The following is a 22,008-nucleotide window of genomic DNA, read 5'->3' as shown; positions in this document are numbered from 1 at the left end:
CTATAAGTTGTAATAAAAAGTAGTGAGCAACATGATTGTAAAAATAAGTGAACTGTTAAATTCATTTCTGTACATAAAGATATTCAACATTCCATTTATAATTATTTGGGTAATTGCAACTGGAGTTTTTTGTACCATCCAATTCAAATTCACTAACTTTAGATTGTTCAAGCATGGAATACAGACGCTATTCAATCTAAAGTGTAATCACAATAACAATGGCATAATCACTCATATTCAAGCGTTTGCAACAGTAATTTCAGGAACAGTTGGTCTTGGAACAATATCAGGAGTTGTAATAGCTATCACAATAGGGGGGCCAAGTGCAGTTTTTTGGATGGTAATTACCGGAATACTTGGTATGTCGATAAAGTTTGCCGAGGTGGTGCTTGCATTTACCTATCGCTCTGAAAATGCAACTGGCGGGGCTTTTTGTTACATGAAGTACGGGCTTGCAAAAATTGGATTTGCAAAAACTGGTAGATTTCTTGCCCTTACTTATGCGATTATGCTGCTTATTACAATGATTTTAGGCGGCATACCATTTCAAGCAAATCAAATTGCAGCATTATCAACCAACCTCTTTGAATACAATGCATCTGTTATTATATCCCTGCTCGTCTTAATTGTAATATTGGGAGGAATAAAGCGTATTGCTTTTGTTTCAACAGGTTTAGCACCAATCATGATAGTGCTATATGTGGGTATGTGTATATATTTAATTTGTATGAACGGAAGTAATTTGCTGAATGCTTTATCCATAATATTCCAAGACATCTTTAACAAATCAGCTATAGGAGGCGGAGTATTGAGCGGATTAATAGCCGGAGTGAGAAGATCAGTGTTTGCTAACGAAGCAGGTACCGGAACAGCAGCTATAGCACATTCAGCTGTAAAAGAAGAAGATCCAATTAAAGTTGGGTGCGTTGCAATGATTGCACCACTTATAGATACAATATTAATCTCATTTTTGACTGGTATTGTGATAATTATCACTGGTATGCATAGCACTGATAACGTGGGTGATATTACATTAATTAGCTTGGTATTTTCAACAGCTTTGCCCTTGTTCAGCAAGTTAGTTTTTCCGCTAATGATGTTTTCCTTTGCATTTTCTACAATAATAGCTTATTGTTACTACTGTGAAGTTGCTCTGCTGTATTTATTTGGTAATAAAAAAATACTGATACCGTTCCAAATTCTTATAGTGGTTTCAGTGTATATTAGTTGTATGTCGAAAAATATAGAACTTATATCTTACCTAGGCGACAGTTTGTTCATGTGCCTTATGATTCCAAATGCTGTTGCAATATATCTACTGAGAAGAGAAGTTTTGAATACAATAGATTCTTATTACAATTCTAAAGGATATTAACATGATTTATAGATTACTTTGTATGGTGTTATTTTGCCTATTATTTAATGATGCGTATGCTGCTTCAGGTTTTTACGGAAGTTATGACGCTGTGTTGAATGGAATAAATAACTTCATGAATGAAGTGCTGTTTTTCAAAATCTTTTATATACCGTTCATACTTCTTCTACTATCCTTTGGTTATGTGTTTTTAACCTTACGCTTTAAGTTTCTCAACATAAGAATGTTTAAGCATGCGTTTGCTATTTTATGTGGAAAATATGACACGAATCACCATGATGGTCATATTACGCATTTTCAGGCATTTATGACTGCACTTTCAAGCACAGTAGGCCTTGGAACTGTTGCTGGAGTCGCAATTGCAGTTTCAATGGGAGGGCCAGGAGCGGTGCCTTGGATGATGATTACAGGTTTTTTTGGTATGTCAGCAAAATTTGCCGAAGTGACTTTAGCATTTAGACATAGAACAGAAGATCAGGAGCAATTGTTTAGTGGTCCCTTTCAGTATATAAAGAATGGTCTGGAGGAATTTGGATTTAAAAAACTTGGTATTGTTTTAGCTGCAATATATGCAGTATTCTTTGTATTATCAGGTCTTGGTGGAAGTGTAGCGTTTCAAACCAACCAAATGGTTTCAATATTATCTGGCTATTCAAGTTGGGTAGATGGTCACTCTTTGTTTCTTTCTTCCATAATCTCTGCGCTGCTTGCTCTAGTGATTATTGGCGGAATTAAAAGGATAGCTAGAGTATCTTCTGCACTAGTGCCTATTATGTCACTCATATATATATGTAGCTGCCTTATTATTATTGGATTTAATATCCACAATCTTGGTCACACATTTAAGATATTATTTTCCAGCATGATAGATTTTAATGCTGTTGGCGGAGGGATGGTAGGAGCATTTGTTGCTGGAATTCAAAGAGCAATTTTTGCCAGCGAAGCTGGTGTCGGCTCTGCTGCAATTATTCATGCAACAACTAAAGATGAAGAACCAGTAAGAACTGGGCTTGTTGCTATGATAGAACCGTGTTTTGATACAATGCTCACTTGCTGTTTAACTGGAATAACGATAGTAATAACAGGTGCATACCAGACTAGTGTTGGTGAAGGGATATTAATCACTCAAAAGGCATTTGAAACTGTTTCTTCATGGTTTCCTATACTTTTAACCATAGCTGCACCTTTGTTTGCATTTTCTTCAGTAATTTCGTTTGTATATTGTTGTGAAATGGGGTGGCTATATTTATTCGGTGCAAAAAGTATAGTGATATACCGCATAGCAGTAATAATTGTAGCGTTTTTTTCTGGTCTTTCTAAAGATATAATGGCTATTGCCAATATCGGTGGAACTTTGTTCTCTTGTTTAGCTCTCATCAACATGACAGCGCTTATACTGTTTAGTAATCAGATTAACGATGAAGTTCAGTGCTACCTAAAAAGGCTGAGGAATAATAAAATTAATTAAATTTTGGCATATGCGGAGAGGTATAGCTATAATAAGTGAGATTTCCCTACGTCATACCGCGATTTATTCGCGGTATCTCAGCATAGATCCCGCTAACAAGCAGCGGGATGACGAAATTTTGCGATTATTAATCAGTAAATTTTACCTGTGTTAGTTATAGTCCTTACACTATCCTACATATTAGGTTCAATACCGTTTAGCTTAATCATTACAAGAATGAAAGGGATAAACTTAAGAGAAGTAGGTTCAAGCAACATTGGCGCTACAAACGTTGCAAGAACAGGAAATAAATGTCTTGCTGCTCTGGCATTATTTCTGGATTCCTTGAAAGGATTCATCGCCGTTTATATAGCACAACAATTTTGTGATAATAACGATTTTTATATATATGTATCTGCAATTTTAGCAGTTTTAGGGCACATGTTTCCTATTTGGCTAAAATTTAAAGGAGGCAAAGGAGTTGCAACAACTCTGGGAGTGTTGATAGCGTTTAACATACCTGTGGCATTAGTGTTTATATTTGTTTGGCTAGCAGTGTTTTTTACCTTTCGATATTCTTCCCTTGCTTCCTTGACGGCTACTGCAGTAACTGTTATAGCATCATTCTTTCTTCAAAAGGAGTTACTTTTTGTGCTATTGGTTATAGCAATATTGATTTTCTTGAAGCACTACAGAAACATTGTGAATCTTCTGCAAGGGAAGGAGCATAAATTTTTATAAGTGGTGTGTTGTTAAATTACTAATACTTAAACCACGAGATAAATTGCTTGATGGTATTATCCTTGCTTCATTATTCAAAGTTATTATTCTTTCTTTTACTATTTTATCTATTTCTTGTGTTGTCAAAAGACCATCTTCAATAAATCTTTGCTTCGCTTCTTTTATTTTTTTATAAAGTTGAGTAACGTGATCTTTATTTCCTTCATATACACTTTCAATTTCTAACTCTAACTTATGTGAAGCTCCTTCTTTTAACATTTCATCCATTGCTGCTTTTGTTACTTCTAACCTTTCTTGCAAAATTTTCTTTATTTTTTCCTTATCATTTTCGTTATTTCGACTGAGTTCTGAATATACTCTATAGAGTTTTTTTTCTTGTGGTAGAAACCTTAATCCATCTAATATCCTAACCACTTGACCCTCAATAGTCCCCTCAGCTTTTAATTTAAATTCCTTCACTTCTTCCACTATTATTGTGTCAGCTATTTTCTTAGCTTCATCCAAAGACGAACCCTTGAGGAAAAAATCTGTCTTGAGTAAATTTTGGTTTAAAAGCTCTAGAAAGACTTTTTCTCCGATGTTTTCGAGTAAACTTTCTTGATCACCTAAACCATGCTCCTGCAGTTTATTTCTCATGTGCTGAACCAGCTCAAAACATTGTAATTTATTTAACCCTATAGAGCTAATATTTTTCATCAACGTCAGCACAATTTGTTCACTATATTGAGAAAAAAAACTCAATAATTTTCTCATTAAAGGAATACTTACCTCTGAAATAAAATCATCAACTATCTTCTGATTTTCATTATCTTTATGGTTATTTTGAACTGTATGCCAAGCCTTAAGAATTTCTTTACTGTTTTTCTTGTTTTTTAACCTGTCTAACATAAACTTACGTGCTTCATTTTCTGCCTCTGAAATTGATATTTGCTGTGGAGTAGTAAATCTAATTTCCGGATCAGGATGAGTACCTTCTAATGTACTTAACATCCTATAAACAATACCGGTAAAGCAGGTGTTAGGAATACGCTCTTTTCTAGAGAAAGTTTGGCTATCAAGCAAGTTTGTAATTAACGCGTCTTTTTTATTTTTTGCAGCTTCTCTATCTCCATCATTGCAGGCTCTCAGAACTAGAAGTAAAATCTGCCCACCTGTGAAACCAGAGCTATGCTTTTGATCATCTTTGCAAAAGTCATTTAAAAATGCAATTACTCTTCCTTTATCTTCATTACTAAACTCATATGAACTATCTATATATCTAATGAATTGAATATATTCATCGTTTTTGATTACGTCTTCAGGTACTTGTTCACCATACTTATCTTTTAATTTATCAATATTTTTAATGATATCATCATTTAATTGATGAGGGAGTAAATGTTCATAAGCATTATCGAGCTTATTAACGCTAGCTCGTACATTTTCTTTTACGCCTTCCAAAAAGAAATTTATAGAAGCTTTAAGCAGCGTAAATGGGTTAAAATCTTTTGGTCTTAGCTCACTCTGCAATAGAATTAACACCATTGCGAGTGGTATCGTTGCCAGAAACGAAATTAGTAAGAAAGTAGTTGTAAAAGTGAGATATGTTATAAATGCTGAAAACAAGAAGAAAGATACTAGCTTTATCATGTTATTCTTAAAAAATATCTCCCAATAGTCTTTTTTGGTTATTTTCTCACGCTTTGCGGCCTTTATTTCTTTGTAAGTGTAAAAAGTTTTTATCTCAGCTCTAAAGAATATAGTAGCAAAGAACAAGAACGCGTTAGCAGGATTAACTAAAATACTTAACGCAACGAGATTTCCAAAATAACTAGCGAATTTCAGTCTACTAGAATCTTTTGAAGGAAATTGCAGTTGAAAAATGCCTATCATAGCCTACCTTTTACATCATTACACTCTAGTAATAGCATAATAATTTAAAACGTCAATGTTTAAGTATTTTATTATCCGCACACTCATCGTATTCGATCTCGACTGTAGAGTGTGCTATCTCGAACCTATTTAATAGTATTTTTTTTATCTCATACAAAATATCAGTGTGTTGTGCATCTTGCTTTACTTTGGCATGCATGGTAATTATAAAATAATTATCAGACAGTGACCATGCATGTATGTGGTGCACATCTATCACTTCAGGTAATTCTGATGTGATCTTACTTTTTATTTCCTCAGTAGATATCCCTTCAGGTGTGCCTTCAAGAAGTATGTGGCAAGAATTCTTTAGAATTTTGTAGCCACTATTCAAAATGATTACACTGACAAATACCGATAAAATCGGATCCACCATTTGCCATCCAGTAAGCATGATGATTACAGATGCAAGTATAGCAGCTACAGAACCTAAGATATCTCCTATAACGTGTAGTACAGCACTTTTTATGTTTATATTGCTCTCGCATTTACTATGTAATATAAAAAAGACTATGATATTAGAGATCAGGCCAAGTGTAGCAATTACTAACATTACTTTCCACTCAACATTTACCGGAAAAATAAATCTTTTTATTGACTCAATTATAATAATTACTGCAATAAAGAATAAAGTTAAACCATTAACAAATGCTGCAATTATTTGCAACCGGTGATACCCGTATGACCTTTGCAAATCAGATTTCTTAGCTGAAAATTTGTGTGCTAACCAGCTTAAAACTAAGGCAAAGAGGTCAGTAAGCATATGCCCTGCATCTGATAATAGAGCAAGCGAATGTGAAATTATTCCACCTGCTATTTCCATAAGCATTGTTATCGCAACTATTATTATGGAATAGATTAAGCGCTTGGACTGCGCTGCTGAGTGTTTGCCGTTATGCACTGCTGTCATATAAAATCTTTTCATGAACAAAAACGTGGGTAACACTGGGTTCGAACCAGCGACCGCTTGCACGTCAAGCAAGTGCTCTACCAACTGAGCTAATTACCCATCGTGGTTTTAGTATAGTGCTTTGGTGGAATAAAAGTCAATTTGCTTTTAAATTCTTACCCTATCCTAATGTAACGTTAGAATTTAGATTTTTTTTGTGGTCAAGCTATATCTTATATTGTTCATATTAAATTAATTACTTATATTTCTTCACTAAGATATAGATTATGCCAATATAAAAATTCACACTTTTTTAGTAGAGATCATATTAATATTGAAACATATATTTGAAAATTAAATATGAAATGGAGGGTAAAATGTCTAATTATATGTCAATACAAAATAGTAAAACTAGAGTTATAAAGAACGAGTTACAAACAACAGGTAGGGTTAGAGCAAACGATCAATCTGTTGAAGACGTAAAGATCACAAATGACCATGCTTTTTATAAATTGATTTGTGAAAAACAAGCTCACGGGGATGTTTCAGTGGAGCAATTTAATTCACTATATTATGAAATTTCTGAGAAGATGATAAAAAAACCTTTTACCACTCAGGAAATAAATGACTTCTGCAAGGAAAAAGGTATTCCTTTGTTTACAACGGATGAATTACTTACTCTTGTACCAAAGGAAGACACAAAATGTTATGTAAATTACGAAACAAATTCAGTAAAAACCCATGATCACGGATATATGGCTGATCAGATTAATATTAAAGCTTCATATATAAGGGCGGATTCAGTCAACCATCAAGATTGCCAAAATTACGTTGTGGATTCAGATGCGTATTATAAATTCATATACAAAAAGATGGTGGAAGGATCTATAAGAAGCTGGGTTCTTGAAAATCTTGATGGATCAAAGTCAAGCGAAGACAGTATGAGAGAATATTTGAAAAATAGTTCTTACGATCAGGAGCTTAAAGCTTGGCTAAGAGATAATCCAGAGGGAAATCTCAAGGGATGGCTAAGCGATCCGGCAAATAAGGGATATACAAATGTAGAGTATAATGTATTATATGAGAAAATCTCTGAAGAACTTGTTCACACCAGTATGAATATTGATCAAATTAAGGGGATATATAATAAGTATGATATAACACCTCCAACAGAAAGTGAATTCGGAGGGATAAAAAAAGTTCAGGAGGAAACAAGGTCAAGTGAGTATTATGAACAAAAAACAGGTTTAACATTCCAAGGTAGAATAAATCTAAACGTTACTGATGACAATGCTGACAATAAGTTTAATCTAAACATTGACCTATTTCAGGACAAAAGTTTTGAAGATCTGACTGACCAAAACAACGATGGTGTTATCAACAATGAAGGTCTCCTAAAATCACTAGAAGAAACTGTAAAAACATTCAATGAAGTCTTTGGAATAAAGAAAGATAACAATCCACTTCTAACGCATGGAAACGTTGCTAATTTTAGGCTGTTCCTGTTTGAAAATAAGGAGAGCTATCAGAAATATTTAAGTGGCGGTCATGACGTTCACATACCAGGTGGTGGTGCAGCAGAATCCTCTGACAATAACTATATCAGTAATATGTACTCTCATGCTGAAAAAGCTAGGAATAATGGTGATTTCACCCATGATGGAAAAATCGATCATAACGATTATAATTATGTTATTAAGCATGAGTTTGTCCATGCGTTAACGTTCTACTTAACTTCTAAGCTCGATCTTGGTAAAGTTTTAATGGAAGGGTTAGCAGAATATGTTACACACCTAACAGAAGGAGAAAAACCGGCTGATTTCGCAAAACTTGTTAATGAGGAATACAAGGAATATACTCTAGAGGAATAGTTAAAGGAGCCATCGATCCTTATCAAACAGGTGCAGCAGTTATTGCATATATCGAAGAAACTTATCCAAATTTCATTGATAATTTACTTTATGCAGCAACAGAAGATAGGAAAACTCTGAATGGTCGTTTTTATTTCAAGGAGATGATGCAAAAAATCTACCAAAGCGAAGCAGAGAAAATCCAAAAAGGAGAAGGGTTTTCTAATTGGGTAAAAACTAACTCAAGCACTGAGGATAACACTATTGAGTCTGATCATATTCAATCTGATCGACTAGACGAAGAACACGAAGTGCAGTCAAAAGAGCAAGTAAATAGAGCAAGTAAATGAAGACAGAGCTACCACTGGTTCATTGCGTGGTTTGGAAGCACCTAAAAGACCACTAATACATGAGCACAATGAAGAAAAAATTATTCTAAAAGACACAATCTTGAAAATAGAAAAGAGCTATGATCAAGGTTCAGAAGGAAAACACAAGGCAAATGTAACGATAGATTATAATGATGTGAAAGCCTTGTATGATAGAGCGGAAGGAGCAGAAAAGCAATCTGTGTTAAAGTTTTGGCACAAATTGGCTGAATCAGGATATAAGGTTGGTGCTTTGCCGGAAGACAAATACTATTTTGAAAAAGGCAAATTCGTAATCCACGATAGTGGCACAAAGAAACTTATAGTGTTACCTGAAGATAAGGTGTCCATCAAGATAATGAAGGATGGTGATAGTTATAGTTTAGCTATATCAAGTGGTAATGGCAAAGTAATAAGCAGCATTAGTAAAATAGATAATCCAAATTACGAATTGCTGTCAGATTCAAGTCATTTCAATTTAGGGGAGCAAGATAATATTGTATTATCAGATCAACATCTCGAATATAATCTTTATCTAGAGAATGGCTTTGTGAAAATGTTCGATTGTGCAAGCGATCATGTTTATCACGATCATAACTCGGCCTACATCTAATACAGGGAAGCAAGTATAGCTGACCCAAGCAACACGTCATACCGCGATTCATTCGCGGTATCTCTTAGCCGCTAACAAGTAGCGGGATGACGATTGTCAGGCCAGTACCTTCTCCTGTCATCCCAGTGCCTCCCTCCCTTGTCATCCAAGTAGCTTGACTACTTGGATCCAGAAAAATTGATTGTGCACTATACAACATTTTCGATCAAACCAGTGTCAGCTACTTGCATCACATCATCTGCTACACACTTGGATTACAAGAGGAGAATTCTGAAACAACAAGTTTCAAGGAAATCTTATGCAAAATCTAGCATTTACGGAAATTATATTATTTTTATGCACTCTATGGTTTTTATAATTAACGGAGGGTGATATGGCGTTGAGTGACAAATTGAGTACAATAGATACAATAGAAGACCTTGCAACTAACGGAGATTTTTTAGGAAAATTGATAACGGAACTCAGTAAAGGTGCTAATAATGCAGGTATATATACTAAAAAAGGTGTGGATGATGAGTTGAAAAAGAAAGCTGACACAGCCGCTCTAACTAACAAAACTGACAAGAATTACGTCGATACTGAGCTAAGAAAGAAAGCTAATACTGCAGATGTTTACACTAAAAAAAATGTAGATGATGAATTGGCAAAAAAAGCTGACACAGCCGCTCTAACTAACGAAGCTGACAAGAATTACGTCAATACTGAGCTAGGAAAGAAAGCAGATATATCTGCTCTAGATAATAAAGCTAATACTGCAGATGTTTATACTAAAACAGATGCTGATACTGCATTCGTTAAAGCTACAGAACTTAAAACAAAAGTTGCAGAAAAAGCTGTTGTGGATTCTATAACTGCTTCTTCTGTTTTTACCGATAAGGTATACACTAAAACAGCTGCCGATACTGCATTCGTTAAAACTGCAGATCTTAAAACAAAAGCTGCAGAAAAAGACGTTGTTGAAGCTATATTCGATGCTAAAGATGGCAATGATAAAATCTCTGAAACAAAAGTAGGTACTACTTTTGCTAAGAAAACTGACCTAGATAATAAAGCTGATGCTGATGGTACCAATTTAGATGATGCTAAAGTTACTGCTATTTTAAACAAGCTCGCAGACAAAGTTGTTCAAATTTCTCAACTTGAAACACCAGCTGTAGCAGGAAAGGTACTTGGTTTAAAAGATGGCAACAAATCAATTTTAGTAGATAAGTTAGGAGGATTTCTTAGTAGTAAAGAAACAGCACCGTATGATAGTACCAATAACCAAACAGCAAAGGTTTTCTTAGCCGCAAAAGGAATAACACCAACAGCTGCTGATTTAGCTACTGAAGTTGCAAAAAATGCTAAATTCATAGACGATATTGAAAAGATAGCTGTCTCAAGCAATCCAAAGTTCCAAAGTGCTGTGAGAGAAGTAATGTCACAACCATCCTTTGAAATTCCAACAAGTGATGATGCTGCACTTAATTGGACTTGGTAATACAGCAAGTAGTCACGCTACTTGGATAACACCCCACAATGTCATTCCAGCGCCTCCTTCTCCTGTCATCCCAGTGCCCAGACACTGGGATCCAGCTTCTTTTTTTTCTAGATTCCAGCGTCACGCGCTGGAATGACACCTGTAGCCCTACGTCATACCGCGATTCATTCGCGGTATCTCATCCGCTTAACAAGCAGCGGGATAACGGTTGTCGTTTAGCTATAAGTATCAAGAAATTTACTAAACGGAAAAAAAGGCAAAAGAAGCCCCATGGTTAACTAGTTATTTATATGTACTTCAAAATATTGGCGTTTTTTTATTCTAAACGCTTAATAACCGCGATTCAGCCGCTTTTAAATGCAACTAATCTAAATTATAAACGTTAAGAAATTTACTAAACAGAAAAAAAGGCAAAAGAAACCCTAGGGTGGCTAGTTATTCACTATCCATTTTTTAAGTTGGCGTTTTTTTATGTTTTAAACGCTTTATAAGCGCGTTTCAGCTTATGTAGGTAGAAGTTTTATAAAGACATAAGGTGCACATAGTGCAAAAAATTAAACATGAGACGCCAGATACGTGAGTTTTTTTGTCATTTAATCTGTACAGAGAAGATAAATAAATAGCTTCACTTTCATGATAAGGGGGCTGGCGAGGCTTGTCAAGTAAGTTTTTTCGTTTCTGCGGGCTACTTGGGTGACACCAACAGTTGTATTTTATATTATCTTTTTGCTCTACTAGCACTCAAGTTTCCTATTTAAAATTTTTAATATTAAATCCAATTCATTTGGATTATTATACCGTATCATAACTTTACCCTTAGAATTACTGTCATTAATTTTGACCTTTAAACCAAGTTGAGAAGATATAGCACCTTCTAGTACTGCCATATCTTGATTTTTAGTATACTTATGCTCTTTTTGATCATTATTTTGTTGTAAGTCTTTTATCAATTTTTCAGTTTGTCTAACACTTAAGGCCTGAAAAACTATTCTTTCTGCAATACTTTCCGCATTTTCAACATTAATCAACGCTCTTGCATGTCCCATAGATAGCTTTTTTTCGTTGATCATTGTTTTCACCCTACAGGAAAGTGACAACATCCGAATCATATTGGTTATGTGACTGCGGCTTTTGCCTATAGTTGAAGCTAATTCTTCATGTGTATAGGAAAACTCATCTATCAGTCTCTTATATGCTTCACCCTCTTCTATTGGATTAATATCTTGCCTTTGTATGTTTTCAATAATGGATACTTCCAAGCATTCCTTGTCGCTCAGATCTTTTATGATAACGGGTGCACTATCAAGATTTGCAATCTTGCTTGCTCGCCAACGACGTTCCCCAGCTATTATTTCGTAACCATCATCATTTGAATCTTTGCGTACCACGATAGGCTGTATAATGCCACTTTTCTTTATCGAATTTGCAAGTTCTCTTAATGACTCCTCGTCAAAATGTTTCCTCGGTTGAAATTTGCTTGGGTGCAGTAATGAAATAGGCAAATACTCTTGTCGATCTTCTTTATTATCATAATTATCGCCTATGAGACCAGCAAGACCTCTGCCGAGGCGCCTATCATCCTTCATACCACGCCCTCACTCACTAGCTTCTTCTCCTTACAACTGCTCGCGTGCTTTTTCAAAATTTCCCTTGCCAAAATTATATATGCTTGTGCACCAGGGCACTTAAGATCATACACAATAGCGGGTTTTCCATGAGAAGGAGCTTCTGATAACCGTACGTTACGTGGAATAACAGTCTCATACAATGGGATGATAGTTTTGTATACTTTATCATTTAAATACTGGCAAATATCGTTTTTAATCTGTTCACTGAGTTTGTTGCGCCTGTCATACATTGTTAACACGATCCCTTCTATTGCCAAAAAAGGGTTTAGGTTATTCCTTTTTATCAGTTCTACAGTTTTAACTAAATGACTTAATCCTTCCAGAGCAAAAAATTCACACTGAAGAGGAACAATAATAGAATTAGCAGCAGTCAAAGCATTTATGGTTAGAAGCCCAAGAGATGGAGGGCAATCGATGATTATATATTCATAATTATCGCGTATCTTCTCTAATGCGCTTTTTAGCACAAATTTTCCTCGCTCAAGTTGTGATAATTCAATTTCTGCAGCTGATAAATCAACTACTGACGAAATTAGTGATAAATTTGGAATTTCCTTTATATTGAAAATTGCCGATTCTATCAATTTATTTTCGCTGCTCAGTAGTATTTTGTATATATTTTTTTCTTCCCTACTACGATAAGAAATCCCGAGTCCGGTACTAGCATTTCCTTGAGGATCAAGATCTACCAATAAAGTGCTTTTTCCCACAGCAGCAAAGGCTGTCGATAAATTTATACTAGTTGTGGTTTTGCCAACTCCACCCTTTTGATTTACTATTGCAATAATCTTGCTCACGCCTTTTATCTTATGTATAAAATAATTCTATTGTATATATGCAAGAAACTTTTGCATTAGAAAACTTTTTTGTTGCTAATCACACTAAAATTGGACTGTCTTTTTTGCTTTGTGTAACACACTTTGAACCTTATTTCCTAATTTATTCAGAGTGAATGGTTTTGGCAAAAAGTGAAAATCTTCTATATTAATGTCACCACTCTTTAAAAAAGCCTCTTCTGCATACCCAGAAATAAAAATAATGTTGATATTTGGCCTATGGATCAATGCTTCTTTAACTATTTCTAGGCCACTCACCTCTGGCATGATTACATCAGTGATTATAAGATCTATATGTTGATTTTTTTTACTGATTATTTCTAGCGCCTCGCTGCCTATGCTCGCTTCTATTACATCAAATCCTTTTCTTTTGAGTGCTTTAGCAATGAATTCCTTTACTGAATCTTCATCTTCAATCAATAAAATTATACCATTACCTTTAATTTCACTTACTACCGGTCTTTCTATTTCTTCACTATCTTCCTCTCTCAGATTTTCATCTGATATGTAAACCATGGGCAAAAATATGCTAAATTTAGTTCCATGATTTACTTTGCTAGCAACATAGATGTATCCTTCAGTTTGTTTAATAATGCCATATACAGTAGAGAGGCCAAGACCTGTACCAGAGGTAATATCTTTGGTAGAAAAAAATGGGTCAAATGCCTTTTCAATTGTATCACTTGTCATTCCACATCCAGTATCAATTACTTCAATCACAACATAATTTCCATGTTCGATCGTTTCCTTGTCTGGAGAAAACATGTCCTGAGATGTAGAATTTAATGAGTCAATCTTTTGATTAAAGGTTCGTATAATTAATTCTCCGCCCTTTTCCATAGCAGCACTAGCATTGACTGCTAAGTTAAGTATAACTTGCTCTAATTGCCCTTGATCAGCCCTAACAGCACCCAAGTCTCTACCATAATAAATATTAAACTTTATATTTTCACCTATTAATCTTTTTATCATTTCATAAAGATTAGCTATAGTACTATTTACATCAATAATTTTCGGCTGCAAGGTCTGTCTTCTTGAAAAAGCAAGCAATTGTCTTACTAAATTTGATCCACGCTTTGCATTTTGCTGTATCTGTATTATATCTCCAAAAGATGGATCACCAGCTGAATGTTGGAGTAAAAGCAAATCGCAAAATCCTATTATCCCAGTCAATATATTGTTGAAATCATGCGCAATACCACCTGCTAACTGCCCTATAGCTTGCATCTTTTGATAATGCTCAAGCTTTATCTCTAGGTTTTTGTGTTCAGTATTGTCAATAAAATAACAAAGTATGAAGATCATTTTATTATGAAGAAACTTATTGAAATATATTTTTATGTTATTATCGCCGTTGAGCTGTACATCAAAGGACGCATTATTTATTCTATTACTCAAAAAATATTCACGTATTTTCACATGATAACTATCTAATATCAATGTAAAGATTGAATTATTATCTGACCCTGCAAGCTTTATTAGTGCCGTATTTTTCTTTACAAAGTTGCCGTTTATGTCACATTGTGCAATAGCAATTGATGAATTTGCGAAACAAGGGTGTAATTGATAATCAACAATATTTGATTCGGTTGGTGTTATAAAGCCATATATATAGCTATGGTTGTATTTATCACAAAATATAGCAGTGCTCATATAAGCCTTGAATGGAATACCACTTATAGTAAAAAACAAAATTTCATTATCGGTTGTTGTATTGTTATATTTAGATTGAGATATAAAATCACTGATTGAGCTACCTTTTTCCAGTTTTTTCAGTTCAAATATGTCTAAAAATCTTTTATTTACAGATAAAATCACCCCTTTGGCATTTGCAGTGTAAGTTCCTATATTGTGTTTTTCTATTAACTCTTCATATACCTGCTCCTTGTTTATCTGTGTTGCTTTTAACACAAAATACCCATCTGGCCTTGCTATCGGCACTAATGATAAATTTAAAATCTTATTACTATTTATAGCAATTTGAGGATTATCTGGTATCGGCTCAAAGAGCAAAAGAAAGTTAGATACTCTATTCTTCTTGTTTAAGGAAATGCATACCTGTACAGAAGAGTTATTTTTTAGTGCATGATAGAGTGCTTTTTTGTCTTCTTCTGAAACATCTCCTATTTCAAAAATCTTGCCTAACGTAATGTCATCATCTATATGATCTTTAAACCTTTCGTAGAACCTTGCATCAGCATAAATAATACCCTTATCTCTATGTAAAATAAGGCAAAATTCTGTATTATGATTTAGTGCATTTGCAAATATTGCATTTTGAAATTCTATAGTATTAAGTAGGTGTCTGTAGCGTTTTACATTATATATCATAAAGAGAGTTGTTAGAATGCTAACTAATAAATTAATCTCTATATTAATATGCTGACTATATATATCAAAAAAGTAGAGTATCGATATTGCTACTGGAGGTAAGAGCATAATAACTGCCATCACAACAATTGAAATTCCATAATTTCTTAGTATGAAGTCAACCCTGTTCTCTTTTTTGTTATCTATGTATCTTTTACTCATTATTGTTACTTGGCATCGTTGCACGTACGAAAATGTTTTATTATATTGATTTAATTATTATAGATTTATTAACGTCTTTGATAGATAATTATCATCCAAATCTAGTTAAGTTCCTTAAATATCAGATATAACAATGTTAATAAGCTAGCGAGGGGATATTATGGAAAAACAAAGAACACAAGCATTTGAGTGGTTCTGTGCACTAAGAGATAAGATCATAGAATCTTTCTTATTAATTGAAAAACAATCATCCGCAGAGCCAAAGATCGAAAAAAGAAAGTGGGATCGCCCAGGTGGTGGAGGTGGTGAATCTACAATTATTTTTGGCAATGTTTTTGAAAAAGTTGGAGTAAACGTTTCAAAAGTACACGGAAAATTTGCAGATTCAGCCATTAATGAAATTCCTGGTGCAAGTGAAAGTAACGGAGAGTTTTGGGCAAGCGGTATATCTTTGGTGTCTCATATGCAATCGCCCCTTATCCCTGCAGCACATATGAACACAAGGCTGATATATACTTCAAAACAATGGTTTGGTGGAGGGATGGATTTTACGCCGATATATAAAAATGAAGAAGATTGCAAGTATATTCATGAATCAATCAAAATGACATGTGATAGATTTGACACCGGATATTATCCAAAATTTAAAGAGCAATGTAACAACTATTTTTTCTTACCACATAGAAAAGAGCCGCGTGGCATTGGTGGTATTTTCTATGATAATCTGAGTTCTGGCAATTGGAGAAATGATTTTGAGTTCACAAAAGCAGTAAGTGAAGCCTTTTTGGAAATTTATTTGCACATCATACGTAAACATATACAAAAATCTTGGACAAAAGAACAACGAGAAAATCAGTTAATAAAACGTGGCAGATATGTAGAATTCAATCTGTTATACGATCGTGGCACAAGGTTTGGTTTAATGACTGACGGCAATCCAGATGCAATTATGATGTCAATGCCACCACTTGTTAAGTGGTTATAGAGAGCTGCTATTAGTAGAAAATAAATCATCATAGCTTAAAATTGTACCATGATAGTGAGCTTTTATATCGGGGGTATAATCATGGGTATAATAGATAATTTTTTAATTAAATCTGTCAAAAACAATGACATAAAAGGTGTTAAACTGACTCTAAGTCTCTACAATGCACTAAATAGTTTTAGAAAATTCTTTTCAAAGACTATGTCTTTCAAGAATACAGGATCATTTGATATAAATAATAATCAAGCTTTAAATCAGGCTTTAGGATATGCAATAAAAAGTCTTGATTATGATGTAATGAAATTACTTGTTAATGCTGGCGCCAACATTAATGCAATAGGCAGCGACGGTATAAGAAGTGTAATCTATAAATATGAAAGAGCACCTGCTTATAAGAAAGAGGTTATGCCGGTCCTAGCCAAGGAGTATCTCAAAGACTATAAGGAAAAATGTTGTTTAATACTTGGTGAGTTAGTAATAAATGGTGCAATCCCTCGAAATGTTGAAGAAAAGGAAAAAATATTGAACATTTTCAAAGAAAGAGAAGGTTTTGATGAGTTTAAAGAAGTAGTAAAGCTGAAACTTGAGGCTAACTCAGTTGATAACATGATACCACCTAAAAAACCTCCTAGAACCTTTGAATATGAGCCAATAACTATGTACGCTGAGGTAAGCAACAATGTAATACCACCTAAAAAACCTCCTAGAACTTTTGAGTATGAGTCAAAGAGTACTGGCCATGGTATTTTTCTTTCAAAAGAGTCTATTTATGCTGAGGTGTATGATGCTAAGGTTAATAATTCATTAGAGGAGTTGAGCGTATCAGATTATGCTGAAATATATGATTCACATAAAAAATCTACTGAAAATTCATCATTGAACGATAGTGGTTATTTGAGTATATCAGAAGAACCTATTTATTGCACCATAGATGGTCTTTCAGAACAAAAAAAGCCTGCTAGCCTAAAACAGAAAGAGCCAGAACAGTTGTCGGAACCTATTTATGCTAGGGTAGATTTGTCCAAGAAAAGAGCAGAAAGAAAAGCAAAAGATGTAAAAGCCAATTCTGGAACTTACCATGGGTTAGTGCAGGATAAAGTGAATGATTGGGAAGAGCAAGTGAAGCTAAGTGCTAATAAGCCGATAAGTCAGCAACAGACTAATGATCAAAAAATTAAGACCAAGGCTGGTTTTAGTGTAGAAGAAATAAAGCAGAAATATGAGCGTAGAGATTCTGGCTACGATTCTGGCTATGATTCCGATACAAAAGTTGAACAACAATTAGAATTAGGATCTAAAACTCCTAGATCTGAAATAAATTCAGTGAATATTAAATATGGAATAGAGAAAGACGTTTGCGTCATAAAATAATTGACTTTATGTGCATAATCAATATAACTTGAGTTAATTCGCATTGACTCTTTCGTCTAGTGGTTAGGACACCACCCTTTCACGGTGGTAACACGGGTTCAAATCCCGTAAGAGTCACTCAAGTAGAATATAATTAAAGTTTTGAATGGGAAAAATTAGGCTTTATTTTGAAGAAGCTTTATCACAAGGCGTGAGTTTAGCACTTGATCCACAACAAAGTCACTATATTTGCAATGTAATGCGGCTTAAGAAGTATGATAATCTCTCTCTTTTTAATGGAAAGGATGGAGAATGGTTAGGGGAAGTAGTTAATATATCGCGTAAATTAACAAAAGTTACACTCAAAGAATGCACTAAACAACAGCAATATGAGGAAAATTTATACTTATATTGTGCCATGGTAAAAAGTGGTGCTTTAGGCAACATAGTAAGACAGGCAACTGAAATGGTAGTAACCTACATTCAATTTATTTCAACGGAACGTACAGTAGTAAAAAACATTAACCTAAGTAGAGCAAAATTACAGGCAATCGAAGCTGCGGAACAATCCGGTAGGATGAGTATACCAGAGATTTTGCCTCCTATTAACTTTTGTGAGTTACCTGATTCCCAGAGTAAAAATTTTGTTTTATGTGATGAAACAGGTAAAGCTGATAAAGTGCTGAAAGGTAAGAAAAAAGTTGCTATTATTGTTGGCCCTGAAAGTGGTTTTTCATCTTATGAACTTGATCTTGCCGATAAGTTTTGTCAAAAATTGAGTCTAGGAAAAAGAATTTTAAGGGTCGATACTGCTGTGGTTGCTGCACTAACTTTCACCAATTGGTGTAGCTAGATTTTTAAATATGGCTAAGGTTTGGGCCATAGAGAAATCTGATTCAGTGTTGCACGCGCTAACTGTACAAACTCTATAGGCCGCCTGCGAAGCAGTTTGCTACTAAAGAGGAGCTAATAAAAAACATATTCTAAAATAATATTAAATCTTATATTATATTTTTTCTAAAATAAACAAATGAATCTTGCATTTTGCCTGAGTTATTGATACTCTGAGTAAAGAAGTCGGGGCGTAGCGCAGCCTGGTAGCGCATTTGGTTTGGGACCAAAGGGTCGGGAGTTCAAATCTCTCCGCCCCGATGCTAGCAGAAGTTTTAACGCTTTTAATAGGTAGGGCTTTTAAAGGCATTTCGTTCATATTGCAGTTTAATGCTCAAGTTTATAAAATAATTGACAATGTTAATTTTCTAATTTATAAATAAATTTTGAAATGATTACCAAAGGAGGTATAGAGTTTGATTGAAGTATCAGTCCATTATGGTGATGTAGGCAGAGCTCTTCCAGTATTGAAAAAAACAATTCAAAAGGAAGGAAGAGGGTTGAAAATGAAAAAACAATATCATGAAAAAAAATCAGAAAAAACAGCTAAAAAGAAAGCTGAAGCGAGAAAAAAGAGGCACCAGCAAGAATGCAGAAAGCAGCGTTACGGTTGGTAATTTTTTAATAGTTTATCATTGGTTGTTTTATGAATATTCACGAATATCAAGCAAAAGAGGTTTTGCATAAATTTAATGTCCCGGTGCCAAAAGGTTTTGTCACTATATCTGCAGAAGGAGTAAAGACTCAAGTAAGTCAATTAAAATCTGACGTGTTTGTGGTTAAAGCTCAAATTCATGCAGGTGGTAGGGGTAAAGCCGGTGGCGTAAAGCTAGCAAAGTCAGCTGAAGAAGCTCAACAGTTTGTAAAAGACATGATTGGTATGACTTTAGTTACTCATCAAACAGGGCCAAGCGGGCAGCAAGTAAGAAGAGTATACATTGAAGAAGGCTCAAGGATTAAGAAAGAGTATTACTTAAGCCTGGTAATTGACCCAAAGCTCAGTAGGCCAATATTCATATTTTCCTCAGAAGGTGGAATGGACATCGAAGAAGTGGCGAAAAATTCTCCCGCAAAAATTGTGAAATTTGATATTGATCTTGCTACAAGTTTTGATAGCAGCAAGTTAAGCAGCAGTTTTAATTTGAGTTCAGAACAAATAGAAAAAATAACAAATGTTGCAAAAAATATATATGATGCGTTTATTGCAACTGATGCGAGCCAAATTGAAATTAATCCACTGGTTGAAACAAATTCTGGAGATTTTATTGCGCTCGATGCGAAAATTAATTTCGATGACAATGCTTTATATCGTCACCCAGAAATTATGGAACTTCGTGATTATGATGAAGAAGTGAAAGAAGAGATAGAGGCTTCAAAGTATGGGCTCAGTTACATCAAAATGGATGGCAGTATTGGTTGCATGGTAAATGGTGCAGGTCTTGCTATGGCAACAATGGATATAATAAAATACTACGGAGCAGAGCCTGCTAACTTTTTGGATGTTGGTGGTGGAGCGAGTAAAGAAACTGTAACTGAAGCATTTAAAATCATATTGTCTGATAGCAACGTAAGAGGAATTTTGGTTAACATATTTGGTGGTATAATGCGTTGCGATATTATTGCAAGTGGAATTGTTGCGGCTGCAAAAGAAATGAGCATTAAAGTTCCTCTAGTGGTTAGATTATCAGGTACTAATTTTGAAGAAGGAAAAAATTTTTTAGAAGAGTCGGGATTAAATATTATTGCTGCAGATGAGCTAGATGAAGCTGCGCAAAAGATAGTAAAAGAGGTAAAATAAAGCATGTCCGTTTTAGTAAATAAAGATACAAGATTAATATGCCAGGGTTTTACTGGTGCACAAGGTACGTTTCATTCAGAGCAAGCTACCTGCTACGGAACAAAGATGGTTGGTGGTGTAACACCTGGCAAGGGTGGAAGCACTCACCTTAATTTACCGGTTTTTAATACTGTAGCAGAAGCTAGAGAAAAAACTGATGCGAATGCTACGGTAATATATGTACCTGCTAAATTTGCTGCTGCTGCAATACTTGAAGCAATGGATGCAAAAATAGAATTGATAGTTTGTATTACAGAGGGCATTCCTATACTTGATATGGTGAAAGTTAAGCGCGCGCTTGTTGATTCAAAAAGTCGATTGGTTGGTCCCAACTGCCCGGGAATTATTACGCCTGAAGAATGCAAAATAGGAATTATGCCTGGCCATATCCATAAGCGTGGACACATAGGAATTATGTCTCGCTCCGGAACTTTAACTTACGAGGCGGTAGCACAAACAACCGCTGTTGGTCTTGGTCAATCCACGTGTATCGGAATTGGGGGGGATCCAGTTCATGGTATGACATTTGTCGACTGTATGGAGCTCTTTTTAAAAGATGACGATACTCATGGTATTGTAGTTATTGGTGAAATAGGTGGAAACGAAGAAGAAGATGTATCACATTTTGTGAAAACAGAAAAAACTAAAAAGCCAATCGTTGGTTTTGTAGCAGGTCAAACAGCACCTCCAGGAAGACGTATGGGACACGCTGGAGCAATCATCTCTTCCAGTGGTGGAAGTGCTGGTGCAAAACTAGAAGTTATGCAGAGCGCTGGAATTGCAATTGCAGAGACTCCTGCGGTGATTGGTAAAAAAGTTTTGGAAGTAATGCATCAGTTCCTAACCTAAAACGCAACTGTACGAACGTTGTGATTTGAGGAGCAATTTCCACCAGTAGGGTGTCATCCCAGTGCCCTGACTACTTGGATCCAGGAAACTTAACTCTACACCAAGTAAATGTACAATAAGAACTAGATTCCAGCGTCACGCGCTGGAATGACACCTGTAGCCCTACGTCATACCGCCGCGGTATCTCTTAGCCGCTAACAAGAGATCCCGCTAACAAGCAGCGGGATGACGAATTGCTTAACCGTCATTCCGCCACGAACCGTCATACCGCGATTCATTTGTGGTATCTCATCCGCTAACAAGAAATCCCGCTAGCACGTAGCGGGATGACAGCAATCCTACGTCATACCGTCACGGCGCTAACACATAGCGGAATGACGAATTACTTAACCGTCATTCCGCCGCAGACCGTCATACCACCACGAA

At 35.1% G+C, this 22,008-nt stretch carries 19 protein-coding genes and 3 tRNA genes; 15 read left to right on the top strand and 7 right to left on the bottom strand.

Annotation, left to right across the window (positions count from 1 at the left end):
- Positions 1-31: 31 nt before the first annotated feature.
- From OZD70_RS02585 to plsY, 3 genes are all read left to right on the top strand, one after another.
- On the top strand, positions 32-1,375 hold the full coding sequence (locus tag OZD70_RS02585; RefSeq protein ID WP_275020672.1) for an alanine/glycine:cation symporter family protein: 1,344 nt from the start codon (positions 32-34) through the stop codon (positions 1,373-1,375).
- Between the two features lies 1 nt (position 1,376).
- Positions 1,377-2,843 (top strand): alanine/glycine:cation symporter family protein, encoded by a 1,467-nt coding sequence (locus OZD70_RS02580; RefSeq protein ID WP_275020670.1) that lies wholly within the window; start codon positions 1,377-1,379, stop codon positions 2,841-2,843.
- Positions 2,844-2,990: 147 nt separating this feature from the next.
- Positions 2,991-3,563: a glycerol-3-phosphate 1-O-acyltransferase PlsY gene (plsY, locus tag OZD70_RS02575; RefSeq protein WP_275020668.1), complete on the top strand. Its 573-nt coding sequence runs from the start codon at positions 2,991-2,993 to the stop codon at positions 3,561-3,563.
- Here plsY and OZD70_RS02570 read toward each other — a convergent pair.
- The 3 genes from OZD70_RS02570 to OZD70_RS02560 form a co-directional block, all read right to left on the bottom strand.
- Complete coding sequence (locus OZD70_RS02570) at positions 3,558-5,435, bottom strand: hypothetical protein (protein ID WP_275020665.1); 1,878 nt, start codon at positions 5,433-5,435, stop codon at positions 3,558-3,560. The genes plsY and OZD70_RS02570 overlap by 6 nt on opposite strands.
- A gap of 52 nt (positions 5,436-5,487) precedes the next feature.
- Positions 5,488-6,384, bottom strand: coding sequence for a cation diffusion facilitator family transporter (locus tag OZD70_RS02565; protein ID WP_275020663.1), 897 nt, complete (start codon positions 6,382-6,384; stop codon positions 5,488-5,490).
- Positions 6,385-6,410: 26 nt separating this feature from the next.
- Positions 6,411-6,483 (bottom strand) — tRNA-Val (locus OZD70_RS02560).
- Between the two features lie 257 nt (positions 6,484-6,740).
- Between OZD70_RS02560 and OZD70_RS02555 the strand changes: the two genes are divergently transcribed.
- The 3 genes from OZD70_RS02555 (at position 6,741) to OZD70_RS02545 (ending at position 9,194) form a co-directional block, all read left to right on the top strand.
- Positions 6,741-8,234, top strand: coding sequence for a hypothetical protein (locus tag OZD70_RS02555; protein ID WP_275020661.1), 1,494 nt, complete (start codon positions 6,741-6,743; stop codon positions 8,232-8,234).
- A gap of 143 nt (positions 8,235-8,377) precedes the next feature.
- Positions 8,378-8,563: a hypothetical protein gene (locus tag OZD70_RS02550; protein WP_275020659.1), complete on the top strand. Its 186-nt coding sequence runs from the start codon at positions 8,378-8,380 to the stop codon at positions 8,561-8,563.
- A 31-nt stretch (positions 8,564-8,594) separates the two neighbouring features.
- The gene (locus tag OZD70_RS02545; RefSeq protein WP_275020657.1) at positions 8,595-9,194 is read left to right on the top strand and encodes a hypothetical protein; all 600 of its coding nucleotides are present in this window, start codon (positions 8,595-8,597) and stop codon (positions 9,192-9,194) included.
- 64 nt (positions 9,195-9,258) lie between these two features.
- Here the strand turns inward: OZD70_RS02545 and OZD70_RS02540 are convergent, their stop codons facing one another.
- On the bottom strand, positions 9,259-9,393 hold the full coding sequence (locus tag OZD70_RS02540) for a hypothetical protein (protein ID WP_275020655.1): 135 nt from the start codon (positions 9,391-9,393) through the stop codon (positions 9,259-9,261).
- A gap of 174 nt (positions 9,394-9,567) precedes the next feature.
- Here OZD70_RS02540 and OZD70_RS02535 point away from each other — a divergent pair, with 174 nt between their 5' ends.
- Positions 9,568-10,674 carry a collagen-like protein gene (locus OZD70_RS02535; RefSeq protein ID WP_275020653.1) on the top strand — a complete coding sequence of 369 codons (1,107 nt, stop codon included), beginning with the start codon at positions 9,568-9,570 and terminating at the stop codon, positions 10,672-10,674.
- Positions 10,675-11,408: 734 nt separating this feature from the next.
- On the opposite strand, the gene OZD70_RS02530 is transcribed toward OZD70_RS02535, so the two are convergent.
- The 3 genes from OZD70_RS02530 to OZD70_RS02520 form a co-directional block, all read right to left on the bottom strand.
- Entirely contained in the window at positions 11,409-12,260 is an 852-nt protein-coding gene (locus tag OZD70_RS02530; protein WP_182183492.1) for a ParB/RepB/Spo0J family partition protein, read from the bottom strand.
- Positions 12,257-13,099 carry a ParA family protein gene (locus OZD70_RS02525; protein ID WP_182183490.1) on the bottom strand — a complete coding sequence of 281 codons (843 nt, stop codon included), beginning with the start codon at positions 13,097-13,099 and terminating at the stop codon, positions 12,257-12,259. Before OZD70_RS02525 ends, OZD70_RS02530 begins: the two co-directional genes overlap by 4 nt.
- 84 nt (positions 13,100-13,183) lie before the next feature.
- Positions 13,184-15,670 carry a response regulator gene (locus OZD70_RS02520; RefSeq protein ID WP_275020651.1) on the bottom strand — a complete coding sequence of 829 codons (2,487 nt, stop codon included), beginning with the start codon at positions 15,668-15,670 and terminating at the stop codon, positions 13,184-13,186.
- A gap of 160 nt (positions 15,671-15,830) precedes the next feature.
- On the opposite strand from OZD70_RS02520, the gene hemF reads away from it, so the two are divergent.
- The 8 genes from hemF (at position 15,831) to sucD (ending at position 21,582) form a co-directional block, all read left to right on the top strand.
- Positions 15,831-16,655 carry an oxygen-dependent coproporphyrinogen oxidase gene (gene hemF / locus OZD70_RS02515; RefSeq protein ID WP_275020649.1) on the top strand — a complete coding sequence of 275 codons (825 nt, stop codon included), beginning with the start codon at positions 15,831-15,833 and terminating at the stop codon, positions 16,653-16,655.
- A gap of 48 nt (positions 16,656-16,703) precedes the next feature.
- A complete protein-coding gene (locus OZD70_RS02510; protein WP_410543791.1) occupies positions 16,704-18,026 on the top strand; it encodes a hypothetical protein in 1,323 nt (440 codons plus the stop codon).
- 45 nt (positions 18,027-18,071) lie between these two features.
- Positions 18,072-18,143: transfer RNA gene (locus OZD70_RS02505), tRNA-Glu, on the top strand.
- Between the two features lie 28 nt (positions 18,144-18,171).
- A complete protein-coding gene (locus tag OZD70_RS02500) occupies positions 18,172-18,858 on the top strand; it encodes a 16S rRNA (uracil(1498)-N(3))-methyltransferase (protein ID WP_275020645.1) in 687 nt (228 codons plus the stop codon).
- Between the two features lie 225 nt (positions 18,859-19,083).
- Positions 19,084-19,157, top strand: a tRNA-Pro gene (locus tag OZD70_RS02495).
- Between the two features lie 155 nt (positions 19,158-19,312).
- On the top strand, positions 19,313-19,513 hold the full coding sequence (rpsU, locus tag OZD70_RS02490; protein WP_182183481.1) for a 30S ribosomal protein S21: 201 nt from the start codon (positions 19,313-19,315) through the stop codon (positions 19,511-19,513).
- A gap of 29 nt (positions 19,514-19,542) precedes the next feature.
- On the top strand, positions 19,543-20,694 hold the full coding sequence (gene sucC / locus OZD70_RS02485; RefSeq protein ID WP_275020644.1) for an ADP-forming succinate--CoA ligase subunit beta: 1,152 nt from the start codon (positions 19,543-19,545) through the stop codon (positions 20,692-20,694).
- Positions 20,695-20,697: 3 nt separating this feature from the next.
- Positions 20,698-21,582, top strand: coding sequence for a succinate--CoA ligase subunit alpha (gene sucD, locus OZD70_RS02480; RefSeq protein ID WP_182183477.1), 885 nt, complete (start codon positions 20,698-20,700; stop codon positions 21,580-21,582).
- Positions 21,583-22,008: the final 426 nt, after the last annotated feature.

Origin of the sequence: Wolbachia endosymbiont of Drosophila tsacasi, from assembly GCF_028982115.1 — a bacterium.
GTDB classification, from domain to species: Bacteria; Pseudomonadota; Alphaproteobacteria; order Rickettsiales; family Anaplasmataceae; genus Wolbachia; species Wolbachia pipientis_B.
This window is presented reverse-complemented; position numbering and strand designations above follow the sequence as displayed.